This window comes from Chitinophaga sp. (assembly GCF_036569185.1).
Lineage (GTDB): Bacteria > Bacteroidota > Bacteroidia > Chitinophagales > Chitinophagaceae > Chitinophaga.
Genome location: NZ_DATCRD010000230.1, coordinates 23,530 through 48,090, shown reverse-complemented (window position 1 = coordinate 48,090; position 24,561 = coordinate 23,530). Strand labels below are relative to the sequence as shown.

Genomic DNA, 24,561 nt, shown 5'->3' with positions numbered 1-24,561 from the left:
TCTTCAGTTTTAATATAAGTGGTACTGTGGCTACACCCGGGATGGTTACCGTAAGGGAAAGATCCAGGTTAGTGCTGCTGATATTTTCAATCCAGTGCGGATCATTTTCACTTTTGGCGGATATGAGTTTTAACACGGAATCATGTACATCCAGGTCCCAGGTGCCGCTGTTGCCTGCTACCGGCAGTATCAGCGTGGTGCAGCCTTCAATGGCAAAGGAGCCGTCTTCATTAAACCGGTAGGTGTTATCCGCCGTACAGGTGAGCTGGGCGCCGCCGGGCCCCAGCAGGGGAGCCAGCGCCAGGATGCTGCTGCCTTTGGGAATGTTCTTTTTATTCAGTTTAACGTCTACAGCCAGCACGATGTCCTGTTGCTTCCAGGTGCCTTTCACCAGGTCATATTTAGGCGATTTCAGGGGCGTGGCAGGCTTATCTTTTTTACAGGCTCCTGTTAGTAAACAAAATACAGGCAGCATAAATAATAGATAAGGGGGGATAAAAAAGCGCATGAGTGTTGGTATTAAATGATGGAAGGAGTTTTGTTCCTTCTATATATTCGTTTTAAAACGCTACATCCCTCACCGCTTAACAATTGGTTAATATTGTTTACCCTTTATCCCTGAATTTTTTGGGCGATACCCCCATGATGAGTTTAAACGACCTGGAAAAAGTATACTGGTCGGGGTAGCCCATTTCCCTGGCAATTTCCTTTATGGTAAGATGGGTGTCTTTCAGCAGCTGGCTGGCCTTCTGCATCCGCAGCGAGGTAAACAGCTGGATGGGGGAGTAGCGGGTTTTCTCTTTAAAGAGGGCCGACAGGTAGGAGGCGGAAATACGGGTTTCCCTGGAAAGATCGGCCAGGGTAAGGTGCTGGTCCAGCCGCTGTTTCATCAGTTGTATGCACTGTTCAATAATGTTATCGGCGCCTTTCTTCATATAATTGAACACCGTAAGCCGGAAGGTGCCGAGGAAACTGTAAAAACGGAAATTCGCATACAGCAGGTTCTCTATATTATTCATGAGGTCCAGGTGATGAATAATATCATCGAACTGCGCATTACGCCCTACCAGCGGCGGAATGGTATGTGGCTTCAAACCGGTACCGAGGTAGTTGTATATTTCATCGGCCAGCTTACCGGAAAACTGCACAGCATAGATCCTCCACGGCTCCTCTGCTGCAGGGCCTGATCTGAAAGCGGCGCCTTTGGGGAAAATGAGGTATTGATTGGATTTGATGGGCGTTTTCTTTTTCCCGGTTTCCAGCCATCCCTTTCCATGTGTCACATATAATAAGGTATACACGGGAACGCCTTTTGGCTCGCTGATCTCCCTGGCGGCATTTTCCGGGTACAGCCCTATAGTGGTAATAAAAAGGTTCTTTCCAAGCGGGTGCTTTTCCAGCTTGCGTTTCAGGTGGTCAGGTAAGTTCCAGGTGGTCGGTGTGTTGGCTGCCAGGTGGTTCATTGCAATAGTAATTTAAGCTATTCTTTTCATAACATTCAACATTGTTTGATCAATAAAAAATAGCCATCTTCGTATTACGGCTGTAATATTTTTATCCACGTATTGAACTGCTTTATCTATCGTTATGCATCAACTGCCAATAATTGATCTGGCTGTAATTGCCATTTACCTGCTATGTATGATTGGAGTAGGGATATGGTTTTCACGGAAGAATGGCAACGCGGCACAGTTTACCACCGCATCCGGAACCATACCGGGCTGGGCTTTGGGACTTTCGTTGTATGCAACGTTTTTAAGCAGTAATACTTTTCTTGGCGTACCGGGAAAATCATTTGGCAGTAACTGGAATGCTTTTGTATTTAGTTTATCGATGCCGCTGGCGGCATTTGCAGCGGCAAAATATTTTGTACCGTTTTACCGCCGCAGTGGAGAAGTAAGCGCCTACACACACCTGGAACATCGTTTTGGCCCCTGGGCCAGAACTTATGCCATGGTTTGTTTTATCCTGATGCAGCTGGCCCGCATGGGCTCTATCTTTTTCGGGGTAGCACTGGCATTACAGGCGCTCACCGGTTTGGAAATGCGTACTATCATGACCGTTACAGGCATCTGCATTATTATATACACAGTGCTCGGTGGCATGGAAGCAGTGATATGGACAGAAGTATTGCAGGGCATAGTAAAAACGGCCGGCGCTATCGTGATCCTCTGGCTGGTGATCACAGGCATGGATAACGGCGTGAAGGATATCTGGCAGATAGGAATGGCAGAAGGGAAGTTTTCCCTGGGAAGCTTTTCCCTGCGCGATTTCAGCAGCTCAACTTTCTGGGTAGTGTTCCTTTACGGTTTCTTTATCAACCTGAACAATTTCGGGATGGATCAGAACTATGTACAGCGCTATCATACTGCCCGTTCAGAAAAGGAAGCCTCGCGCAGCATCTGGCTTTGTGTGTACTGGTATGTGCCCGTGAGCATGGTGTTCTTTTTTATAGGTACTGCGTTGTATGCGTATGCGCAACAGCACCCGGAAGCATTGCTGGCGCTGAAACAACAGGTGGCTGCAGAGCGACAGGTACCGGTAACCTCCCTGCAGCCGGCAGATTATGGCGATAAGGTACTGCCCTGGTTTATGGTGAGCAAAGTGCCAAAAGGCTTAATGGGCCTCATTGTAGCCGCCATCCTTTCTGCTGCCATGAGCACGGTGAGCAGTGGTATGAATAGTACGGCTACTGTTTTTCTGAAAGATATTTACCAGCGCTATGCCGGTCCTGGCATCACTCCTGCGCGGGAGATGCGGGTACTGTATATCGCTACTATCTTAGCGGGCTTGCTGGCTATTGGTTTTGGTATCTCTATGATAGGGGTAAAAAGTATCCTGGATATGTGGTGGGAATTATCCGGCATTTTTGCGGGAGGCATGCTGGGGCTGTTCCTGCTGGGTATCATCTCCAAAACAAAAAATGCAACGGCGGTTACCGCTACTATCATTGGTATCCTGGTGATCCTGTGGATGTCGTTATCAAAATACCTGCCTGCCGGATGGGTAAACCTGCGCAGCCCTTTGCATGCGCATATGATCATCGTGGTGGGCACTTTATCAATATTCCTGGCGGGCACGCTGTTATCACGCCTGCAACGCCTTAAAACTTCCTGATTTTTAAACCTGTTTGTTATGCAAAAGAAATTCGTACCGGTGATGATCACCCCTTTTAACCTGAAAGCGCAGATTGATCATGACATGGTGGAACACCTGATAGATTTTTACCTGGATGCCGGTGTGAAAGGCTTCTTCGCCAATTGCCTGTCGTCCGAAATGTACAGTATCAGCGAGGATGAGCGACTGGCGCTCACGGAACATGTAGTTCGGTATGTGAACGGCCGTGCGCCGGTAGTGGCCACCGGTTCGTTTGGGCTGACTATAAAAGACAAGGCATTGTTTACACAAAAGATCTATGATACCGGTGTTGATTCCGTGATCATGATCACCGGGCATTTTGCGAATGTAGATGAACCAGACAGCGTATTGTTGCAAAGATTTGAAGAAATGTTTTCTCTCACCGGTAATATCCCTTTGGGATTATACGAATGTCCTGCGCCTTACAAGAGAGTGATCACACCGGAGATCCTGCAAACATTGCTGGCTACTAACCGTCTTATTTATCATAAAGATACTTCCTGCAAAGTAGAGAGCGTGCGTGCCAAACTGGCGGTGACGGCCGGCAGCCGGCTGGAGTTCTATGATGCGCATACGCCAAACGCAGTAGCATCCATGCAGATGGGGGCTGCCGGTATGTCGTCTATCTCCGGGAATTTTTATCCTGAAGTACTGGTGTGGTTGTGTAATCATGTGAACGATGAAAGCAGGCAGGAAGAGGTACAATGGATACAGTCTGAATTACAACGGGTAGATCCGCTGATCCATATTGCATACCCGTTGAGCGCAAAATATTTCCTGCAGTTAAGAGGCATTCCCGTACGTACTATCAGCCGCGCTCATGCACTGGAACTAACGCCGGAACAGAAGGAAACGCTGCAGCAGATCTACCGTGATTTCAAAGGCTGGTGTGAGCGTTTACAGATCCGGGAAGTGGTGTCGGCGCCTTTGCCTTCACATTAAATCGATGTTATTTCTGACAGGAAGTTATGATGGGAACCGGCCAATGTGTAGCTTAGTAAAAGATCCTTATGCTAATTCACATATAGATGTCAACCAGCCCATACCATCCTCAGCATGATGAACAGTTCCTGTGGGCCCGGTTCTGCAATGGCGACCGGGAGGCCTTCGGGGAGATATACCGGCGTTATTTTCCGCTGCTGTTCCGTTATTGTATACGGTTTACAACAGACCGCGCGCTGGTGAAGGATATGTTGCAGGATTTTTTCTCGCAGCTGTATATACAAAGGGCCGGCCTTTCTCTTTCTGTCAACCTCAAAAGCTACCTGATGGTATCCGCCCGGAGAAAGCTGTTCCGCTACCTCGATCAATCGGCCCATGGGCCAGCCAGCCTGGATGAAGGAACCGCCTCCGGTTTTGCCCTTGAACTTTCCCCTGAAAGCATCCTCATTAACCGGCAGCGCACGGAACAAACCACCCGGCTGCTGCAACAAAAGCTGGATGCGCTCACCCTCCGCCAGAAGGAAGCCATCTATCTGCGTTTCTACGAGGGCCTGTCTTACGAAGAAATCGCCGATATCATGGTATTGAAAGAGGTTAAGTACGCCCGCACCTTAATATACCGCGCCATTGCCGAACTAAAGGAGCTGCTGGCGGAGAATGAGTCCGCACTGATGCTCCGTTGAGCGCGAAGGTTGTCTGACTCAGGATTCCCGGGATTACAATGATTATTTTGATTTGATCATCTTGGATTTTAAAGGATTCGGGGAGATATAAGCGAGTATTTTTTTCGCTTATATCTCCCCGAATCCTTTAAAATCTGTTATAAAATCCAAAAAAAATTCAGGGTAATCATTGTAATCCCGGGAATCCTGAGTCAGACAACCTTCGCAAAAAAATATTCATTTTCGTGAGGGTATTTTTCCGTCTCGTGACTCTTCTTATTGTACAAGGTACTTTTTATGAATTATAGTGAATTTGAAGCGGCAGATTTTGCCGGCGACGCCTCATTCCGTGCATGGGTGCTGGAGGGAACAAATGCGGCTTTCTGGGAAAGCTGGATACCGGCGCACCCGGAAAAGGAAACAGTGGTGCAGGAGGCGCGGGCACTGGTGCTGGCACTACGGTTCCGCACCAACGAAATCAGCCAGGGAGAAATGGAGTCGGTTAAAAACCGTATAGACCAGTTGCTGGACGAACCCGTTATTAAAAAAAATAACGAACGCCCACGCAGGCAATGGTACTATGCCATGGCCGCAGCCGCCGCTGCATTGCTGCTGTTTGCCGGTATACGATATTTATCCCGGGAGGAAGTGCTTGTAGGAAATATGATAGTGCAAACCGGTTTCGGGGAAACCAAAACCCTGCAGCTGCCCGATGGCTCTGTGGTACAGCTCAATGCCAATTCATCCATCTCTTATCCCCGTAAATGGACCAAAGAAAATGTAAGGGCTGTTACCCTGAACGGGGAGGCCTATTTTAATGTATCCAAATCGCCCGCAGGGCTGCATCCTAAATTCAGGGTACTGATGCCACAGGTCACCATTGAAGTAAAAGGAACCGCCTTTAATGTGTACCACCGTCACGAACAGGTGAAAGTATTACTGGAAGAAGGAAAGATCATAGTGAATGATAGCCTGGATATGAAACCGGGGGATATGATGTATTTCACACCTGGGCAGCACCAACGCCTGCAGGCAGATCCGGCTGTGCTTACCGCCTGGAAACAACACCGGCTCCTTTTCAGGGACACACCATTAATAAATGTTGCACAGCAACTGGAAGATATATATGGCTACAGGATCCAGTTCAGGGACAGGAAAATGGAAGGCCTGTTATTTACCGGCTCAGGCCCTGCTGATGATCCTGCTATGTTATTAAAAGCAATGGCTACGGTGCATCAGCTGAAAATGAAACAAAATAATTCAGTCATCATTTTTGAATAAGGTCTTTAAAATTTACAGTTATGCAAAAGAGCTTTACGAAGCTTTATGCTCCCTGGAGCGCAACGCTGCTATTATTGCTGCTGCTGACCACCAGAACAGACGCACAGCAACTGATGGTAAGAAGCGGCGATACGCCGGGGGAAGCAGGAACTATCCCACTCCGCCAGCTGCTGACCAACCTTGAAACAAGGTTTAACATCAGCTTTAATTATTCGCCTACACAGCTGGCGGATAAATTTGTAGCCGGGAAACAAGCCCGTGTTACAGACGCCAACCTGGAATCACAATTGCAGAAAGTGCTTGTTCCACTGGGTTTACAGGCAGTTAAACTAAGTGATCACGATTATGCTATCCGTCCTTTTGCCGGGGAAGCCACCAACACCACAGCAGAGGAAGTAGTTATTAAAGGAACTGTTACCGATGAAAGCGGCACACCACTTCCCGGTGTAAGCGTGCATGAAAAAGGCACTTCCAATGGTACTGCTACCAATGTGGACGGGCAGTTCAGCATTAAGGTAGCCGGCAGCAATGCCATCCTGGTATTCCGCTCGGTAGGCTACCAGTCGAAGGAAGTAGCCGCCGGAAACGGTACGCTGCAGGTGCAGCTAACAGCCAGTGTGCGCAGTCTGGATGATGTAGTGGTCACCGCTCTCGGTATTAAACGCCAGGAAAAAGCGCTGGGCTATTCTATTGCTACTCTGAAAGGCGACCAGGTAAGCACCGTGAAAGAAGTGAACATTGCCAATGCTCTCTCAGGTAAAGTAACGGGTGTGAATGTAAGAAGCACCAGCTCTGATCCTGGTGGTACCTCGCTGGTAACCATCCGCGGGCAAAGCAGCCTCGAAGGCTATAACCAGCCCCTGTATGTAGTGGATGGTATTCCTATTGCACCGGCAGTGCGCAACCCGAAACAACCGGTAGGACAGGTGGTAGTGGACTACGGCAGCACCATCTCCGACATCAACCCCGATGATATTGCCAGCATCTCCGTGCTGAAAGGCGCCAGCGCCTCGGCATTGTATGGCTCCCGCGCTATCAACGGGGTGATCCTCATCACCACCAAATCCGGCTCTGGCGCTGCAAAAGGCCTGGGCGTTTCCGTGAACTCCAGCGCTATGTTCGATCAGCCCTGGCTGTTCCCTAAGTTCCAGAATGAATTTGGTTCCGGCGATAGGGAAGGTTCTGATGAAACCATTTCCGATGCCTCATGGGGCCCACGCCTGAACGTTGGTACCAAACACGTGCAGTGGAACAGCCCCCTGGATGCCAACGGGCAGCCAATTCCTACCGACTGGGTAGCATACCCCAACCGGCATAAGGATTTCTTCCGTACCGGCTCTACCTTCACCAACAACATCGCGGTTACCGGTAATAACAAGGATGGTAACTTCCGCCTGTCGTTTACCAACCTGAAAAATGAAGGCATCATTCCCAATACGGATCTTAAAAGAAATACACTTAATCTCGCAGCAGGATATAATCTCAATCCCAACATCAGGATCAGTACCAATATCGGCTATACGAAAAACAGCAGCGGCAACCGGCCTACCTTTAACCGTGGCAGCGTGAGCAACATCGTATACACTACCACCCCCAACGTGGATATACGTCAGCTGCGCAATTACTGGCTACCCGGGAAAGAAGGACTGCAGCAGTTTTCACATGTGCCGGGATCTACTGATAATCCCTACCTGGTGGCATATGAATTCATCAACGGGTTCGACCGCGATCGTATGACCGGCAACGTGGAACTGAATATACAGATCACGAAAGACCTGTCGCTCATGGGCCGCACCGGTATGGACCTCTACTCTGAAACCCGCGAAAGCAAAAGGCCTTTCAGCGCGGTAAAGAATCCTACCGGCGCCTATGCCTTTGAAACAGAATTTTTCAAGGAACAGAACACCGACTTCCTGCTGAGCTACAAGAAAAATATCAATTCAGATTTCTTTGTCTCTATATCAGCCGGCGCGAATCGTATGAACCAGACCGGTAAAGGTTCCAGCCAGAAATCGGAAGCGTTGGTAATACCCGGACTGTACAACATTGCCAATGCCAAAGCTGGTACTGTAGTAAATACTTCCAGCCGCTACAGCAAACGGATCAATAGTGTGTATGGTATGGGACAGGTGAGCTTCCGCAATTACGCCTTCCTGGATCTCACCGCGCGTAACGACTGGTCCAGCACACTGCCCGCAGGCAACAATTCCTATTTCTATCCTTCGGCTTCACTGAGCCTCATTGTATCCGATATGCTTGGTATTAAATCTGATGCATTGTCCTTTGCAAAAGTGCGCGCTAACTGGGCGCAGGTAGGTGGTGATACCGATCCCTACAACCTGTATAATACCTTCAGTTTCGGGCAGGACTGGAACGATGTGAAGCTTGCCAATATCAGCAATGTATTAAAGAACAACCGCCTGAAACCACTGATCGCTACCTCGCATGAATTTGGCGCTGATCTGCGTTTCCTGAAGGGAAGATTAGGCATCGATTTTACTTATTACAACACGGTAAACCGTAACCAGATCATCCGTATACCGGTGACCATGGCTACAGGATATTCCAACATGGTCACCAATGCCGGTAAGATCAGGAACAAGGGAATTGAGATCGGATTGAATGCTACGCCGGTAGCCGGGCCATTCCGCTGGGATCTGCAATTAAACTATACCCGTAACCGTAATAAAGTACTGAAGCTCATCGATGGCGTAAACAGCTATCAGCTGGGTAGTGCGGAAGGAATACGTTTTCTTGTAAAAGAAGGCGCTGAAATGGGAGATATGTATGCGCAAACCTGGGCTACTGTACCTGATGGCGAGTTTAAAGGACAGCCTTTATTAAGCAGTGAAGGCGGTTACCAGCAGTTAAATGATTATGTGAAGATAGGTAACTATAACCCCGACTTTATGCTGGGCATCAACAACACCTTTTCTTATAAGGGCTTTACGCTGAATGTGCTGATCGACTGGCGCCAGGGTGGTAATTTCTTCTCCTACGTAGCAAAGAACCTGCTCAGCGATGGCCGTACACAAACTACTATCCCGGGCCGGGATCCTAAAACAGGCGGCCTGCCCTGGACAGATGCGGATGGCAACAAACGTACAGATGGTATGATCCTGTTCGGTTATATAGACGAAGGAAACGGTAAATACAAACTCAATGATAATGTAACCGATCCTGAAAACTATTATGGTGAATATTACTGGAGCTTCAACGGCCGCTCTACTTTCGATGCCAGCTACGTTAAGCTCAGGGAAGCATCGCTTACCTATACATTTTCAAAGAAAACGCTTGGTAAGCTGCCATTAGGTAATCTGACCGTATCACTGATTGCACGTAACCTGTTTACCTGGACTGCCGCGGAACAAGGCTATGACCCGGAAACAGCCATGACTATCTCCAACGGCAGCTTCTCGCCAGGAGTAGCCAGCTGGGGATTGCCTTATACCCGTTCTTATGGAGCCAAGATAGGTTTCAATTTCTAAACCAATAATTGTATGGTTATGCAACGCATGCCTTTAAAATACCTGGTACTGATCTTCGGTGTACTCTTCGCCTCCTGCGAAAAAGGACTGGAAGATATCAATGTAAACCCGAACGAATCGGAAGTCATTAACCCGGAGTTCCTGTTATCTTCGGTGCTGATCAATACTGCTTACGATTACCAGAAAGAGGCTTATTTCGATAAGCCCGCTTCTGCAGGCCGTTATATCACTATGGTGCGCAATGAAGGAAATGATAAGTTCGACTGGGGCCCGCAGAGCTGGGACAGCTACTATGCAAAACTCTCGGCCAACCGGGAAATGATGGACCTGGCAAAGAAGCTGAATGTACCGCAGTACGTATCGGTAGGGAAGGTACTGGAAGCCTTTAACTTTGCTTATGTGACCGACCTGTTCGGCGATATCCCATACAGCGAAGCGCTGTTGCTGAAAGGACAGACGCTTGCGCACCCGAAATATGATCAGCAGCAAACGGTGTACCCTGCTTTGCTGCAAACACTGAAAGAGGCAAATAATGAACTGGCCGGTGGTATGGATAAGGTAGATGCCAAAGCAGATGTGATGTATAAAGGTGAACCGCTGAACTGGCGCAAGTTTGCTAATTCGCTCCGTTTGCGGATGTTGTTACGCATCTCCAAAAATTATCCCACCGCCTTTACAGAAATGCAGGAGATCCTGAACGATAAAAACAAGTATCCCATTTTTGAAAGCAATGCTGATAATGCGGAGATCGTGTACCAGGGCGCTGTGAGCGCCAACAGCTGGCCGGGCAGTCCGCAGGGAAGCTCGCCGGATGAATTTGATAAGCGCAAACCAAGCAAGGAAATTGTGGACGCCTTACTGCAACGCAAAGATCCCCGGCTTAAAGTATGGATAGCCCGCGTGGATTCACTGACAGGCTGGAAAACAGATCCCAACCCCTATGTAGGTGTGCCCAACGCTATTCCGGCGCCGTATGACTATAACGGTGGAAAGAACAATATTTCACGTTTGTCTTCTTTATTCAGCAGCAGCAAGGCCGATATGTTAAAGGCCAGTATGCTTACCTATGCAGAAGTATGCTTTATCCTGGCAGAATGCGTACAGGCAGGTAAAGTAACGGTGCCGGGTAAAACCGCGGAAAGCCTTTATTATGATGGTATACATGCTAACATGAAATTCTACGGCGTAGACCAGGCCGCTATTGATTCCGGTTACTTTAACCAGCCCTCTGTAAAGTACAACGGTACACTGGAACAGCTTATTGGGCAGAAATGGATCGCCGGTTTCCTGAAAGGCGCTGAAGCCTGGTTTGATAACCGTCGCACAGGGTTGCCCAAATTTGTGCTGGGCCCTATGTCGTCTACTACGGTATTGCCTAAACGCTATATTTATCCTACCGGTGAACGCGATACCAATGAGGATCAATACCAGAAAGCGCTTACTGTATTCGGAGCAGATAAACAAACCACGCTCATGTGGTACCTGAAGTAATAGCTATGAAGAAAATACTGACAGGCGGGTGGATCGAATTGATAATGAAAGGAGTCCTTATTATTTTGTTTTTTGTTCCGCTGCTTTGTACCGGGGCTGTGTTGCAACAGCTCACTATTGTATCGAAAGATAAACAGGTAGCGGCACAGGTATTACAGGAAGAAGTAAAACGCCGTACCGGCCTCGTATGGCCCATTGCGGCGCGGGCGCCGGAAAACGGCCCGGCGATCATCTTTCAGATAATATCCTGTCCGCCGGAATCATATCATATCCATACCACCGGCCGCGCCATTGTTGTGGAAGCCAGTGGTTCCCGGGGATTGCTGTATGGCGCAGGTTACCTGCTCCGTAACATGGAATACCGGCCGTACAGCGTTATACTGCCGGATGATATAAAAGCATACGCTATACCGGAGAAGGCTATACGCGGGCATCAGATCGGTTACCGCAACCTGGCCAACTCCTACGATGGATGGACGCCGGAGCAATATGAACAGTATATCCGCGACCTGGCCATATTCGGGGCCAATAGCATTGAGGCCATCCCGTTTATGCCGCCCTCACCGCATTTCACCGTATCGTCCAACGAAATGACCCGGCGCATCAGCGGCTACTGCAAAAAATACGACCTGGATTTTTCTGTGTGGACACCAGCTACTTTCGATCTGAAAGATACCGTGAAGAAGAATCATTTCCTCATGCAGTTTGATACCCTTTTCCGTGAGGCCGTACAACTAAATGCCGTATTCTTCCCCGGTGGCGATCCCGGCAACAATCCGCCGCAGCTGGTGATCCCGTTGCTGGAAGAATTAGCGGTGCCCCTGAAGAAGTATCACCCCGCAGCGGCTATCTGGTTATCGCTGCAAGGCTATGATTCCACGGAATGTGCATTCGTATATTCATACATCAGTGAACATAAACCAGCCTGGCTGGGAGGCATTGTAGTAGGGCCTTCCAGTCCCACGCTGGAAGATACCCGGGCCGCACTGGCCCCGGAATATAAGATCCGTCATTATCCCGATATCACCCATACCGTGCGTTGCGATTATCCTGTAGTGTGGTGGGATCCCGCCTTTGCGTTTAGCCTTGGCCGTGAGCCGGTAAACCCGCAGCCGGTATATTATGCCAACATCTACCGTTTTATTGCGCCTTATATGGATGGCTTTATCAGTTACTCCGATGGCGCACACGACGATGTAAATAAAATGCTATGGAGTATGATGGGCTGGAACAGCCAGGCAGAGGTAAGGGAGATAATGATCCAGTATGCCCGGTACTTTTTTCCTTCCGTGCCACCTGAGCAGGCTGCTGATGGCATCCTTGCCCTGGAAAAGAACTGGGAGGGTGCTATTGCCAATAATGGCAGTATAACGGCAACGCTTACACTGTGGCAGCAACTGGAACGCACACACGCAGCATTAGCGGGCAATTGGCGCTGGCAGATGTGTTTGTTAAGGGCTTATTACGATGCGTATACCCGTGAGCGTGCCATCAGGGAAGCAGCACTGGAAACAGCCGTAAACAATACGCTGCTGGTGCATGATGGCCATGAAATAAACCGCGCACAGCAAATATTGCAACAGGCAGATAAGAGAATAATGCCTCAATGGAGAGATCGTATTATAGCGCTGTGCGATGATTTGTACAAGTCGGTATCCCTGCAAACCAGCGTTACAAAATACAAAGCCGCAGGGCCGGAAAGAGGCGCTGTACTGGATTTCCTGGACCGTCCTTTGAACAATCGCTGGTGGCTGGAAGATAAGTTCCGTTACATCAGTACACTACCTCAAGCGGAGCAGCGTAAGGCACTGGATACTTTAGGAAGATGGGAATATCCTGGTCCCGGCAGTTTTTACGACGATATCGGTAATGTATCAAAATCGCCCCATGTAGTAAGGACGGAAGACCTGCACACCGATCCACTCATGCGCCGCAGCGATACGCCGGGGTTCGACTGGTGGGAGGGTGGTTACAGCCGTAAAAGATTATCCTGGATGGTGAGCCTGCGCTGGCCTTCCGCTATGCGTTATGATCACCTGGATACTACCGCGCACTATGTGGTAAGAATAACGGGTTATGGAGAAAGCTTGTTGCGGGCCAATGGTATACGGCTGAAGCCATCTCTCTATAACAAAGGAATAGGAGAAATAAAAGAATTTCCCGTACCGGTTGAAATTACCCGCAGCGGCACCTTGCTGCTCACATGGGATAATATTGATGAAGAACATTTGAACTGGCGTCAGCATTCACGGGTCACAGAAGTGTGGCTTATCAAATTATAAAAGATGGGAATGAAGCAACTATTTTACCTGGCAGCAGCCATCGTATGGTCGTGCCCCACCTGGGCCACCCCCGACCTGCCTTTTACGCAGGCGGTGTCTGTAAAGTACCATGTTCCGCAGGGATTAGAACTGGTCAAAGTGATCACCGACTACAACGATAATGTACATGTGCTCACAAAGCAGGGATTCTACCGCCTCAGTGGCAACGACCTGGTGCGTGATCAACGCTTCCGCCCACTAGCACAAAAGATTCCCCTGGATGTAACCACGCAGGAAGGAAGTGGTCATTTGTATTATCTCTATGCAGATAAATGCCTGACCAATGGTTATGCAGGCGTGCCCTACATCAACCTGCCGGAAGGGAAATTTAACAACGTAGCAGTTGATGCTGCCGGTCGCATGCTCCTGTCGGGCAACAATGCCTTAGCCATTGCCAGCAACGGTAAGCTTCAGGATCTGCCGCTTATCCCCGAAGGCGTACAAAGAATGGAAGCCAATGGTGGCGCCTTTTTTATTTTAAGCAATAAAGCGGTATATATATTGAAAGATAACCGTTTTGTACCGGTGCATGCCATACAAAACGCCACTGCTATGGCTTTTAGGAACAATGATATCCTGCTGGGAACCGCCAATGGCTACTATGCCGTCAACCGCCACAGCGGAGATACCAGCATGGGTTTGCAAACACGTGTGCCCGTTCCCGTTATCAACGATATGATAGTGACCAATGGTCATATCTGGGCAGGCACTCCCCAGGGCGCTTTTATGCGCACTGATTCCGGCGCCTATCGTTACTTTGCCTCAAAACGCTGGCTGGATCAGGATATAGTAAAAAGTATGGCTGCCGATAGTCATGGTGATGTGTATGTACTAACGCCCACTGGTCTTAATAAAATTGCTTTTATACAACAAACACTGGCGCAGAAAGCATCGTTCTTTGAACGTAAGATCCGCGAACGTCATATCCGTTATGGTTTTATCGCCAATCTTCACCTGAATACCCCCGGTGATGTTGGTACTGCTGAAATGGCGGATACCGATAACGATGGGCTCTGGAGCAGCTTCTATCTCAGCAGCCAGGCTTTCAGGTATGCTGTTACACATGATCCTTCTGCTAAAAGATACGCCTGGGAAGCGTTTGAAGCATTTGAAAGAATACTCTCTATTAACCAGCTCACCGGGTTTCCTTCCCGCACCTTTGAACGTAAAGGATACAAAAATTCCGATCCTGAAAGATGGCGCGATTCCCCTGATCCTGAATGGGAATGGAAAGGACATACCAGCAGCGATGAATATGTAGCCTATATCTGGATCACGGCTGTGCTGAACGAAATGGTAGCAGAAACGCCGGAAGAAAAGAAACGGGTCACTGATTTTATTGATAAGATCATGACGCATATTTTAGATCATAAATACACCATGGTCGACATCGACAATAAGCCCACCTTATGGGCGCGCTGGAACCCTGAGTATATCAACTGGTATCCTACTACCATCGGCGACAGGCGGCTGGGCAGCACTACTATTATTGCAGGTTTGCAGCTGGCGTATCAATTGACCGGTAAAGAAAGATATAAAACAGAAGCCTATAAGCTGCTGAATAAATACGGTTATCTGAAAAATATCCAGATAGATTACCGCACCATCAAACAAACACCGGGCTACCTGCACGAAGGCGTTAACATGGGAATGGGTGGCTGGAATCATTCAGATGATGAAATGGCTTTTCTTACCTATTGGGTGTTGTATAAATACGCCTTCACCGATGAGCTGAAAGCGCAGTACAAAGGCGCTATCCGCAATCACTGGGAAATAGAACGGCCGGAGAAGAATGCAGTGTGGAACCTGATCACGCTGGCCACCGTGGGCAACTATGATGCCGCTGCCACTACCTGGTGGCTGCAAACTTTCCCGATGGACCTCATCACCTGGAAGATCACTAATTCCAACCGTAAGGATATTACGCTGCTGCCACCTAATTTCCGGAACCAGTACACCGCTGAGCTGCTGCCATTGGATGAGCAGCCGGTACACCGTCACAATGCCAACGCTTTTAACCTGGATGGCGGCCATAATGGAGAATCCGAGCTGGCAGGAGATGAGTTTTTATTGCCTTACTGGATGGCACGTTATTTAAAAGTGCTTGAGTGAAAATGAACAGTAATGAAACGGATACTGCAACTTTGTACAACAGGTATGCTATTGCTTTTAATGCTTACTGCAACGGCACAGAAGCCCAGGATTGTAGTAGGTATGATGGAATATCCAGGTGCCCAGTGGGAATATAGGGCATGTGGTGTGGGAGCTGTTTAAATGACGTTGTTGTTGATTAGTATACTGCCGCATTCATCGCGAAGATGATGCGGCATTTTTTATACCGGGTAAATCTGTATTTTTATTTCTTCAGATAAAAAATAATTTGTGCAGAATCCTACCCGGAGAAACAGGAACATTGGCACCTCTAAACAAGGGCATGGTCAGCAGAATAGGCTCACTATTCCCAACCCTTATGATGATCCGCGGCTCTTTTATGAGCGCCTGGGCGCCTATGATAAAGAGGAAAGGAACATCAACGGGCATACCTTTCTTTTTATAACAGAACGGAATAGCCGGTTTTTGAAACACGCGTGTTCTGTTAATGATCTTGAAAAGATGATCAGTTATATTCCTTCCACAGATTATGGCGATTTAAAACTGATTGTATTACGGCAACCCAAAAGAAAAGAAAGTATCCTTTCGGGGGTTTGGGGCCGGCTTATTTACTCTTATGAATTTGAAGATGATTTTTACCCGGCTGTTATCCTGGAGGCTTTTGAAGACAACGGTAAATTGAAATGGCCGCGGGGGCTTGGTCCGGATGATCAGCAGGAGTTGCTGCGGTTGCGTGGCGACGGCCATTCCTTTATAGAAAGCAAAAGAGGTTATACCGCATTGCTGGAAGCACGTAACGTTAGAAATACACAACTCTACAGAACATTATTGCATGAGTTTGGGCACTACGTGCATTACCTCAAAATGGTAAAAGCATTCAACGACGATGCCGCTAACGAAGAGCAACGGGAAAAAGAATATTTACATCTCCCTAAAGATGTAAAAGAGAAATTCGCACATCAGTATGCCAACAAACTCCGGGAGCAGTTGTTGCAACAAAATCTCATTCCTTTTGAACCATTGACCTGACAAAAAGTAATTGGGGAGGCAAAGATTACTCAAACCCGCTCCGTAAGGTGCACCGTTACAGTATCTCCCGCTTCTTTCCCAAGTAATTTCCTCAGCTCCACTTTTACCGGCAGCTTATGCGTGCCATCTCCCAAAGCCATAAAAGAGCTTTGAAAGGGATGATGATCGATAGTACCCTTTACTTTTACCAGTCCACGGGTACCAAAAAAAGCAACCGAATCCGGCCATATTACATACGTCCACCCACCGGCATTAGCACTTTTTTGCAGCGTGGCGGTAAACTGCTTGTTCAGCTTGCCTTTCGCAGGCGCTTCTTTTACTGTTGCCATATCTTTAGGATTTTGTAAGATAAAGATAGGTTAGTCAGTATTAAGAGAAGATACGCTGAAACGACATTCTTGGGGGCGATTTGCGACAAATAGGCTCAACCCTTCATAATCCCGCTCAACGCCTTCCGGCTATCCGCTTTGCCCGGCGTCATCGCCGTTAAGCTATCGAGGAAATTCACCGTTAATTTATCGCCCTCAAATACGCATTGTACCTGGTCGCCATGCAGGGTTTCCACAAAGCGCAGGTTCAGCTGCAAAGTATTGTCATTGATCCAGGTAGCGGTACCGGCTACTTTAGTGGGCTGTTTGTTTAATTCCACCTCGGGGAATTTATAACGTTGACGTTCCTTGTTCAGCACCCATTTTTCCCAGCCCAGCCGGATGCTGGTAGTGCCGTCTGCGCTTTGTGTGGTCCAGGTGCAGCCCGCAGGGGAGAAGTCGAACTGCATGGAAGCCGCCTTAAAATCATTGGGTGCCAGTGTCCAGGTTTTACGCTGGTAACGGGCGGCCATATCTCTATGGTTGCTGCCTTTTACTACGGGCAGGGCTAAACTGCCCAGACTTGTTTTCAATGCCGCCTGCTGCACCGGGTCTGCCGGTAAGGCGCCGTCGTGAAGCGCGGGTAGCAGGTGCTCCCAGATGATGTCAAGGGATTTCTGCATGTCGGGGGTCTGACTGGTAACCGCCAGCACCGCATCTTTTTCCGGCATCACTATGCAGTACTGTCCAAAGGCGCCATCGCCGCGGTAGGCGCCGTGCCTGCATTGCCAGAACTGGTAACCATATCCCTGGGCCCAGTCGCCGTTACCTTCCTGGGAGGAGGTCTGGTAACCGGTGGCATCTTTTACCCAGCTCTCAGTAAGCAATGTTTTCCCGTTCCATTTTCCTTTCTGGAGATACAGTTGCCCCAGTTTTGCAATGTCCGTTGTTTTTACACGAAGCCCGAAACCCGCCATGTTCAATCCCTGCGGAGATGTTTCCCAGTCGTATCCCGTAATATCCAGCGGCGAAAATAACCGCGGGGCCAGGTACTGCTCCAGTGTTTGCCCCGTTACTGCATGCAGGATGGCGCCCAGCATATAAGTAGCGCCGGTGTTATACAGGAAGTGGGTACCAGGCTCAAATTCCACCGGTTGTTCCAGGAATGTTTGCACCCATGTTTTAGTGGATTTAAACATAGGCGGCAGCGTATCAGCCCCGTTACCGGTGTTCATGGTAAGCAGGTGCTTCACCGTCATTTTTTGCAGGTGGGGAGATGGATTGGCAGGAAGGTCATTAGGAAAAAACGAAATAACAGGGCTTTGAATATCCAGCTTGCCTTCTTTTACCAGCATCCCGATAGCCGTGCTGGTAAAGCTTTTCGACAGGGAGTACAGCGAGTGCGTAAACTCTGCCGCGTAAGGATTCCACCAGCCTTCTGCCACAATATGCCCATGCCGTAGTAATACGAAGCTATGCCAGCTGATACCGGAAGCATTGGCGGCTTCAATAAAGGAAAGGATACCCTTTGATGATACGCCCTGTGATTCAGGAAGGGCATGGGGAAAAGGCGCGGCAGAGGAACCCCATAATTGTTTTACTGGTCCCAGTACAGGAAGGAAGCCTATCCCGGCAAGGCCCATCCCGGCGGTTTTAATAAAATGTCTTCTGGACTGCATTGTGTTCATGGAATTTAAGTGAAACGTGGAATGATTTAAATTAGATGTTAAACTACCAGTGTGGCATCGTCCGCGCTTTTGCGCCGGTTGGCTATCACCTGTGCAATGCCAAATAATAACAGCTCAGCCACCAGCACCAGCAGGTAATACAGTGAATGCACTTCGTATTTTCCCGATACCCAGAAAAACAACAGGGCGGAAAAGGAGCATACAATACCGGTGAGCAAAAGGATCCATTTGGCAAATACCATCTGCTGGTAGGCCCGGTGTACTTCTTTGGTGGAAGGCGTTACATCCGGCTTTATTTTGCCTAGCAGGTAACTGTTTTCCATGGCGTCAAACAACCAGGCGATCAACTGGAGCCATGCCAGGCATTCAAAAAATATCTCGCCGGCAGGCGTCATTTTATTTGCTACCTGTATACACAGCAGGAAGATGCTGCCATACAGGGCCGGCATAAAAAGAAAATCCACCCACAGCTGCCCGCGGAGCGCGGAAAGCGTGCGCAGTTGCTGCGGAGCCGGCAATGCATAGATCCCTTTGATCAGCTCCGGGATCTCTTTACAGGAAGCAGGGAATTGTAAATCGATGATGCTGAATTTACGTACCACCACATCAAAAAGATAAAACTGCCTTGCCTGCCGCAGCATAATAAAAGCGGTGACCAGCAGCAGTGCTACGGAAAAACATAACCAACACCAGGCATTTGAAATAATGAGTCCCATAGTTATTTTTTGAGTTGGATTTGCAGATCGGTACGGTCGTTCTTATACGTGTCCCAGTTGAAGTTCCGGAGAAATTCGCATGCCGCTTTGGCGCCAAGCACAAACATGTCGATCTTGTCTTTATCCGACAGGAAAAAGTTCAGCCAGTTGTACTGGTCAGACGACAGGTCCACTTTTCCCACGCCCCGCTGGTATACTTCATTTTTGAGCAGGAAATCCTTATCGTAATAGTTGCGGATGGTGTTGAACATTCGCCCGAAATACCCGGTGAGCGACCAGCTGAAGGCATTTTCCTGTTTGTCGGCCGGTTTGCTGTCGTCCAGGTCAATACCAAACGAAGGTAACCTCGGCACCTGCACGTTACTGTTGTAAAAAATACTGATCGGGAAATTGGAGAGGATGCCGCCATCTACAAAACGCGCGGTGGAAGGAGGCTGGGAGATCCCGAAGAATTGTTTCCAGGCCGCCTTGATCCGGTCGTCATCCGAAGGGATATCATTGATCATATATGACTCAAAAAAGACGGGGATCGACATAGATGCGCGTATAAACCCCGCGGGCGATAGGCTGTCAATATCTGTACGGAAAAGAGAGCACATGGCGGGGAACTGGATCTTGTTCTGGGTCACCAGTTCAGAAGCAATAAAGGTGACATCCCCTTTCAGGTCTTCCAGCCCGCTTTCATTAGGCACGCGCAACTGCAGCGGTGGGCATACCGCGGCTTTCCTGTTCAGATCGCTCACGGTAACTACCTGGTTCTCCTGCAACAACTTTTTGATCCAGTCATAAAAAACATCCCCGGGGTTGATGCCATATCCTGAATTCTTCAGCCGTTTAAAAAGATCGATCACGTAGGAAACGCCCACTCCAATTACCAGCGACAAAAAACCGCTGAGAATAAAGCAGATGCCCGTCCACACGTACAAAGCCGGGAACTGTTTGCTCAGGCCCACCAGCACCACATCGCCGGCTATCAGTAATGCAAATGCCGCCAGCACCAGCAACAGTTTGTTTTTGGCTTTATCGATATAATCTTTTTTGGTGATGAAATTTTTAATCAGTGTGCGCGCTGCTGGATGACCATCTACCAGCGAAAAAAAATCGAGATCACAGATGGCCTGTAATACTTCGGCCGATTTTTTATCGGACTTGTTTTTAATCACCGTGATCAGCGCCGTATTAATGGCGCCCGCGCTGGTACCGGCCAGTCGGAGGAACCGGATGCCCATTTCTTCCAGGATATACGTATATCCCACCAGGGCAATACCAAATACGCCGCCGCCCTTCTGTACCAGGTTTACATACTGGTGCCCTTCCGCATCCAGCACATCGGATACGATCAGCGGTTTACCACCACTGGCAGGATCAAAAGTTTTTTTTAAACCGGCAAGCTCGCTCACCACTTCCTGGTTATTGATAAAATCAGATACGGTTAATTTAACAGGCGTTTTCGAAGGCATAATGTCATGTATAAGGGGTATGCCCTAAATTAATCTTTTTTTTGATTCTTTTATAGCACAGCTATGGTTGCAGAATCGTTACTGATCGATTATATTTATCTGTCATTATTTTCCACGTTATTCAATATTACTTTATGCACCGGCTGTTCCTGTTGTTCGTTATTTATTGTTGCGCATTCGCCGTTCCGCTCCGGGCACAGGAGATGGCGGAAAAAGCCAACCGGTTTATCCGCCTGCTGAACAAAACGCAACAGGCGCAAACGTTGTTTCCTTTCGATACCGGTGAACGCTACCATTTTGCCTATGTGCCCCGGGACGATCGTAAAGGTATTTCTGTCAACGAGCTGGATGCCGCTCAACGCAAGGCCCTCATGGCATTATTAAACACGGCGCTAAGTGAAGCAACAGTAAAAAAGGTAAATGATATCATGCAGCTGGACCAGGTGCTGAAGGAACTGGAACACCGGGCCGCAGATGATCATTACCGTGATCCAGGGAAATACTTCCTCACCATCTTTGGGGTGCCCGGTGCAAACACTATCTGGGGCTGGCGGTTTGAAGGGCATCATGTAGCTTTTAATTTTTCGGCAGATAAAAAAGAACTGGTGGCAGGCACGCCTGCTTTCCTCGGCGCTAACCCGGCCATTGTGCTGGATGGGCCGCAAAAAGGAAAAGAAGTATTGAGAGAAGAAACCACGCTTGCTTTTGAGCTGCTGCATGCCTTATCGCCGGAGGAATTGCAGAAGGCGCTTGTAACCACCAAGGCTCCTGCGGAAATTATAACAGGCAATAAAAGAAATGCTATGATCGGGCATCCCGAAGGCATCCGTTATAAGGAACTGAGCGCAGCACATCAGCAGTTATTACTCGGCCTTATCAGTGTGTACGTGCACCGCTTCACCAAACTGTTTGCCGATAAGATGCTGAAGGATATTCAAAAGGATGGCCTGGATAATTTGTGGTTCACCTGGGCCGGTAGTACGGAGCATGCAATAGGCAATCCCTGCTATTACCGCATCCAGGGGCCAGGCATCATCATTGAATACGATAACACCCAGAATAACGCCAACCACATTCACACCATCGTGCGCGACCTGAAAAACGATTTCGGCGGCGATATGCTGCTGGAGCATTACAAGGCCGCGCATGCGCGGAGTTTGTCTGACTCAGGATTATGATGATTATACTGATTAGTTTGATTTGATCATTTTGGATTTTTTTGATTCGGGGAGATATGAGCGAAAGCCCTTATCTCCCCGAATCTTTATTATACCGTAAAATTAACCGCTTATATCTCCCAAAATCCTTTAAAAATCCAAAATGATCAAGTCAAACTAATCAGTATAATCATCATAATCCTGAGTCAGACAAACTCCGCACGCTTTCCAGTTCCGCCGCCAGGGCTTTTACTTTGTCGGGATACTGCGCCGCCACGTTGTGTTGTTCGTTGGCGTCTGTGGAGAGGTGGTAAAGTTGCGGCGCTGTGTCGTTGCCCAGTTCTATATTCACATCGCGGGCAATTTTAGTGCCTTTGGAAGGGGAAATGTATTTCCAGTCGCCAGAAATAATAGCGAGGGTACCGGCATGCGTTACCAGGTAGGGCCGGTTTTGCCGGGATTTGCCCAGCAGTTGCTGCAGCATATCAAAGCTGTCAGGCGCTTCATCCGGTTGTATCGTTTGCCCGGTTAATTTTGCAAAGGAAGCAAAGAGATCCACCTGGCTGATGAGCGTATTGGAGGTTTGTTTGCCTTTTACGCCTCCTGGCCATTTAACGATGAAAGGTACCCGGGCGCCGGCTTCAAAGGCGCTGTATTTACCGCCTCTTAAAGGCCCGGCAGGATGGTGGTTGCCCACCAGTTCCACAGCCTGGTCGAGGTAGCCGTCGTTAAGTACGGGGCCGTTGTCGCTGGAGAAAATGATCATCGTGTTTTTGGTAAGCCCCAGGCTGTCCAGCGCTTTCACGATTTGCCCTACGGTCCAGTCGAGCTGCAAAATAGCGTCCCCTCTCAGGCCCATGCCGCTTTTACCCCTGAACATACTGTTGGGATAACGGGGCACATGAATATCGCCGCTGGCGAAATAGAGGAAGAAAGGTTGCTGTTTATTTTTGCTGATGAACTGAATGGCTTTACCGGTGATGATGCCTGCAATGTTTTCATCTTTCCAGCGGGCGCGGTTGCCGCCGCTCATCCAGCCTATCCGGCTGATACTGTCTACAATAGTCTGGTTATGGCCCTGCTGCGGATCGGGATGCATGCGCAGCTTTTCGGGGTTTTCCAGGCCGGTAGGGTCATTACCTATTTTATGTTTGTAGTTCACTTCAATAGGATCGTTGGGATCTGCATTTACCACGTGATGATTTTCCACAAATACGCAGGGCACACGATCCAATGTGGCGGGCATAATAAAGGAATAGGTAAACCCTGCTTCCAGGGGGCCGGGACTGATGGATTTATTCCAGTCGATGCCCGCACTGGTACCCAGGCCCAGGTGCCATTTGCCGATAACGGCCGTCTGGTATCCCGCATCTTTTAGCATACCCGGAAGGGTACGGTGATCCGTAGGGAGGATCAGGGAGGCATCGCCCGGAGCGATGCCGGTATTTTTCTGCCGCCAGGGATATTTACCTGTCAGAATGCCAAAACGGGAAGGGGTGCACGTAGCAGAGGTAGCATAGGCATTGCTGAACTTTACGCCTTGCTGCGCCAGCTGGTCAATGTGAGGCGTACGGATCTTTTTCATACCATAACAGCTCACATCGCCATAACCAAGATCATCTGCATAAATAATAATGATATTAGGTTTTTGCTGCGCAGATACTGTTAGCGAAAGCATGCCGCATAACAAACCGGTACCGATTTTTTGAATAAGTGTAATTTTTTTCATCCGGGTATTGTTCACTTTTTAATCCCCTGGTAGTGGAGGGGATACCGTAAATATGCGGGTAAATATAGTTTTTTCGGGTGGAAAGTTGTGTATAATATCCTTAGCTGGTATGCAGGTGCTTCACCGGGTTGGCGCCTACGGCGCGGATTGGCCAGCGCAACAATCAGTGTAAAGCTTCCGTTGGCTATGAACATCCAGGTACCACATTTTATCATTGCTTAGCTCCCGGAACGGGAGATGGTATCCAGCATAAACGCCGCCCTTTCCTGCACCGTTGCCTGCGGTAGCTGCACCAACCTGTATTCCAGCCGGCTATACACTTTTACCATGCTTTCATAAGTAAGCACGGCTTCTTCAAAAGATTGCTTACGCTCTTTATCCTGTTCATAAATGGACAGCCAGGGCGGCGTAATAAACACTACTTGATTAAACCGGTACAAAGCCGCTGCCCGTTCCATTTCCTCTGGAACAGGCAGCCCGCAAAGCTCCAGGTAGCCTATGGTATCGGCAATGCCCCTGTCAAAAAACACCGGGCCATTTCCATAGGGCTGCCTTTGGTAGTCGCGGAGCGACTGCTCAAACATCAGCCGGGCAAACGCTTCCCTGTCTGCCCACGGCAACGCCTGCCCGCCTTCAGCCACCTGCTGCCGTATAATATCCCTGCCTGTTTCCGGTACCGTAATATATCCCAATTCCCCAAGCGCCGCTATAACAGCGGTTTTGCCCATGCCCGGGCCGCCCGTAACAATAAAAAACCGATCTCCTGTAATTTTATTCATCTTCATAAAATAAATTAAAAATTAAAAACTGAACTCCCGGCTGCATTAAAAGAATAATCAGCATGATCAAGGGACTCCTGCGTCAGACAAAATTCCTTATATCTCCCCTGATCATTTTAAAATCCCAACAAAATCTAATCAGCGTAATCAATGTAATCAGTTAATCCTGAGTCAGACGAACCCGCTACAATAAAAAAGAGGAGAATTAAGGGGAGAGGCTGTTAAAAAAAATACCCGCCAACAGGCGTTATAGCGTATCT

Annotated in this window: 18 protein-coding genes; 10 read left to right on the top strand and 8 right to left on the bottom strand. The window is 48.6% G+C overall.

Going from position 1 to position 24,561, the window contains the following annotated elements:
* Positions 1-475: hypothetical protein (locus VIM72_RS17410; RefSeq protein ID WP_332004101.1), on the bottom strand; the 475-nt coding region annotated here is incomplete at its 3' end.
* Positions 476-605: 130 nt separating this feature from the next.
* Complete coding sequence (locus tag VIM72_RS17405; protein WP_332004100.1) at positions 606-1,463, bottom strand: AraC family transcriptional regulator; 858 nt, start codon at positions 1,461-1,463, stop codon at positions 606-608.
* A 124-nt stretch (positions 1,464-1,587) separates the two neighbouring features.
* On the opposite strand from VIM72_RS17405, the gene VIM72_RS17400 reads away from it, so the two are divergent.
* From VIM72_RS17400 to VIM72_RS17360, 9 genes are all read left to right on the top strand, one after another.
* Entirely contained in the window at positions 1,588-3,117 is a 1,530-nt protein-coding gene (locus VIM72_RS17400) for a sodium:solute symporter (RefSeq protein ID WP_332004099.1), read from the top strand.
* Between the two features lie 18 nt (positions 3,118-3,135).
* Positions 3,136-4,080 (top strand): dihydrodipicolinate synthase family protein, encoded by a 945-nt coding sequence (locus tag VIM72_RS17395; protein WP_332004098.1) that lies wholly within the window; start codon positions 3,136-3,138, stop codon positions 4,078-4,080.
* Positions 4,081-4,166: 86 nt separating this feature from the next.
* On the top strand, positions 4,167-4,763 hold the full coding sequence (locus tag VIM72_RS17390; RefSeq protein ID WP_332004097.1) for a sigma-70 family RNA polymerase sigma factor: 597 nt from the start codon (positions 4,167-4,169) through the stop codon (positions 4,761-4,763).
* A 276-nt stretch (positions 4,764-5,039) separates the two neighbouring features.
* Entirely contained in the window at positions 5,040-6,023 is a 984-nt protein-coding gene (locus VIM72_RS17385) for a FecR family protein (RefSeq protein ID WP_332004096.1), read from the top strand.
* A 20-nt stretch (positions 6,024-6,043) separates the two neighbouring features.
* Positions 6,044-9,511, top strand: a complete 3,468-nt coding sequence (locus VIM72_RS17380; protein ID WP_332004095.1) for a SusC/RagA family TonB-linked outer membrane protein — start codon at positions 6,044-6,046, stop codon at positions 9,509-9,511.
* Between the two features lie 12 nt (positions 9,512-9,523).
* Entirely contained in the window at positions 9,524-11,002 is a 1,479-nt protein-coding gene (locus tag VIM72_RS17375; protein WP_332004094.1) for a SusD/RagB family nutrient-binding outer membrane lipoprotein, read from the top strand.
* A 5-nt stretch (positions 11,003-11,007) separates the two neighbouring features.
* The gene (locus VIM72_RS17370; RefSeq protein ID WP_332004093.1) at positions 11,008-13,284 is read left to right on the top strand and encodes a hypothetical protein; all 2,277 of its coding nucleotides are present in this window, start codon (positions 11,008-11,010) and stop codon (positions 13,282-13,284) included.
* A 9-nt stretch (positions 13,285-13,293) separates the two neighbouring features.
* Entirely contained in the window at positions 13,294-15,435 is a 2,142-nt protein-coding gene (locus VIM72_RS17365) for a hypothetical protein (RefSeq protein ID WP_332004092.1), read from the top strand.
* A gap of 270 nt (positions 15,436-15,705) precedes the next feature.
* A complete protein-coding gene (locus VIM72_RS17360) occupies positions 15,706-16,464 on the top strand; it encodes a hypothetical protein (protein ID WP_332004091.1) in 759 nt (252 codons plus the stop codon).
* A 29-nt stretch (positions 16,465-16,493) separates the two neighbouring features.
* On the opposite strand, the gene VIM72_RS17355 is transcribed toward VIM72_RS17360, so the two are convergent.
* The 4 genes from VIM72_RS17355 to VIM72_RS17340 all read right to left on the bottom strand — a co-directional run bounded on the left by VIM72_RS17355 (position 16,494) and on the right by VIM72_RS17340 (position 20,636).
* Positions 16,494-16,793, bottom strand: coding sequence for a DUF1905 domain-containing protein (locus VIM72_RS17355; protein ID WP_332004090.1), 300 nt, complete (start codon positions 16,791-16,793; stop codon positions 16,494-16,496).
* 95 nt (positions 16,794-16,888) lie between these two features.
* On the bottom strand, positions 16,889-18,451 hold the full coding sequence (locus tag VIM72_RS17350; RefSeq protein ID WP_332004089.1) for a serine hydrolase: 1,563 nt from the start codon (positions 18,449-18,451) through the stop codon (positions 16,889-16,891).
* A gap of 47 nt (positions 18,452-18,498) precedes the next feature.
* Positions 18,499-19,176: a hypothetical protein gene (locus VIM72_RS17345; protein ID WP_332004088.1), complete on the bottom strand. Its 678-nt coding sequence runs from the start codon at positions 19,174-19,176 to the stop codon at positions 18,499-18,501.
* A gap of 2 nt (positions 19,177-19,178) precedes the next feature.
* Positions 19,179-20,636 carry a patatin-like phospholipase family protein gene (locus tag VIM72_RS17340; RefSeq protein ID WP_332004087.1) on the bottom strand — a complete coding sequence of 486 codons (1,458 nt, stop codon included), beginning with the start codon at positions 20,634-20,636 and terminating at the stop codon, positions 19,179-19,181.
* Positions 20,637-20,770: 134 nt separating this feature from the next.
* Between VIM72_RS17340 and VIM72_RS17335 the strand changes: the two genes are divergently transcribed.
* The gene (locus VIM72_RS17335) at positions 20,771-21,814 is read left to right on the top strand and encodes a DUF3500 domain-containing protein (protein ID WP_332004086.1); all 1,044 of its coding nucleotides are present in this window, start codon (positions 20,771-20,773) and stop codon (positions 21,812-21,814) included.
* 172 nt (positions 21,815-21,986) lie between these two features.
* Here VIM72_RS17335 and VIM72_RS17330 read toward each other — a convergent pair whose 3' ends face one another.
* Together VIM72_RS17330 and VIM72_RS17325 are read right to left on the bottom strand one after the other, a co-directional pair.
* On the bottom strand, positions 21,987-23,522 hold the full coding sequence (locus VIM72_RS17330) for an arylsulfatase (protein WP_332004085.1): 1,536 nt from the start codon (positions 23,520-23,522) through the stop codon (positions 21,987-21,989).
* Positions 23,523-23,740: 218 nt separating this feature from the next.
* Positions 23,741-24,307: an AAA family ATPase gene (locus VIM72_RS17325; protein WP_332004084.1), complete on the bottom strand. Its 567-nt coding sequence runs from the start codon at positions 24,305-24,307 to the stop codon at positions 23,741-23,743.
* Positions 24,308-24,561 lie beyond the last annotated feature (254 nt).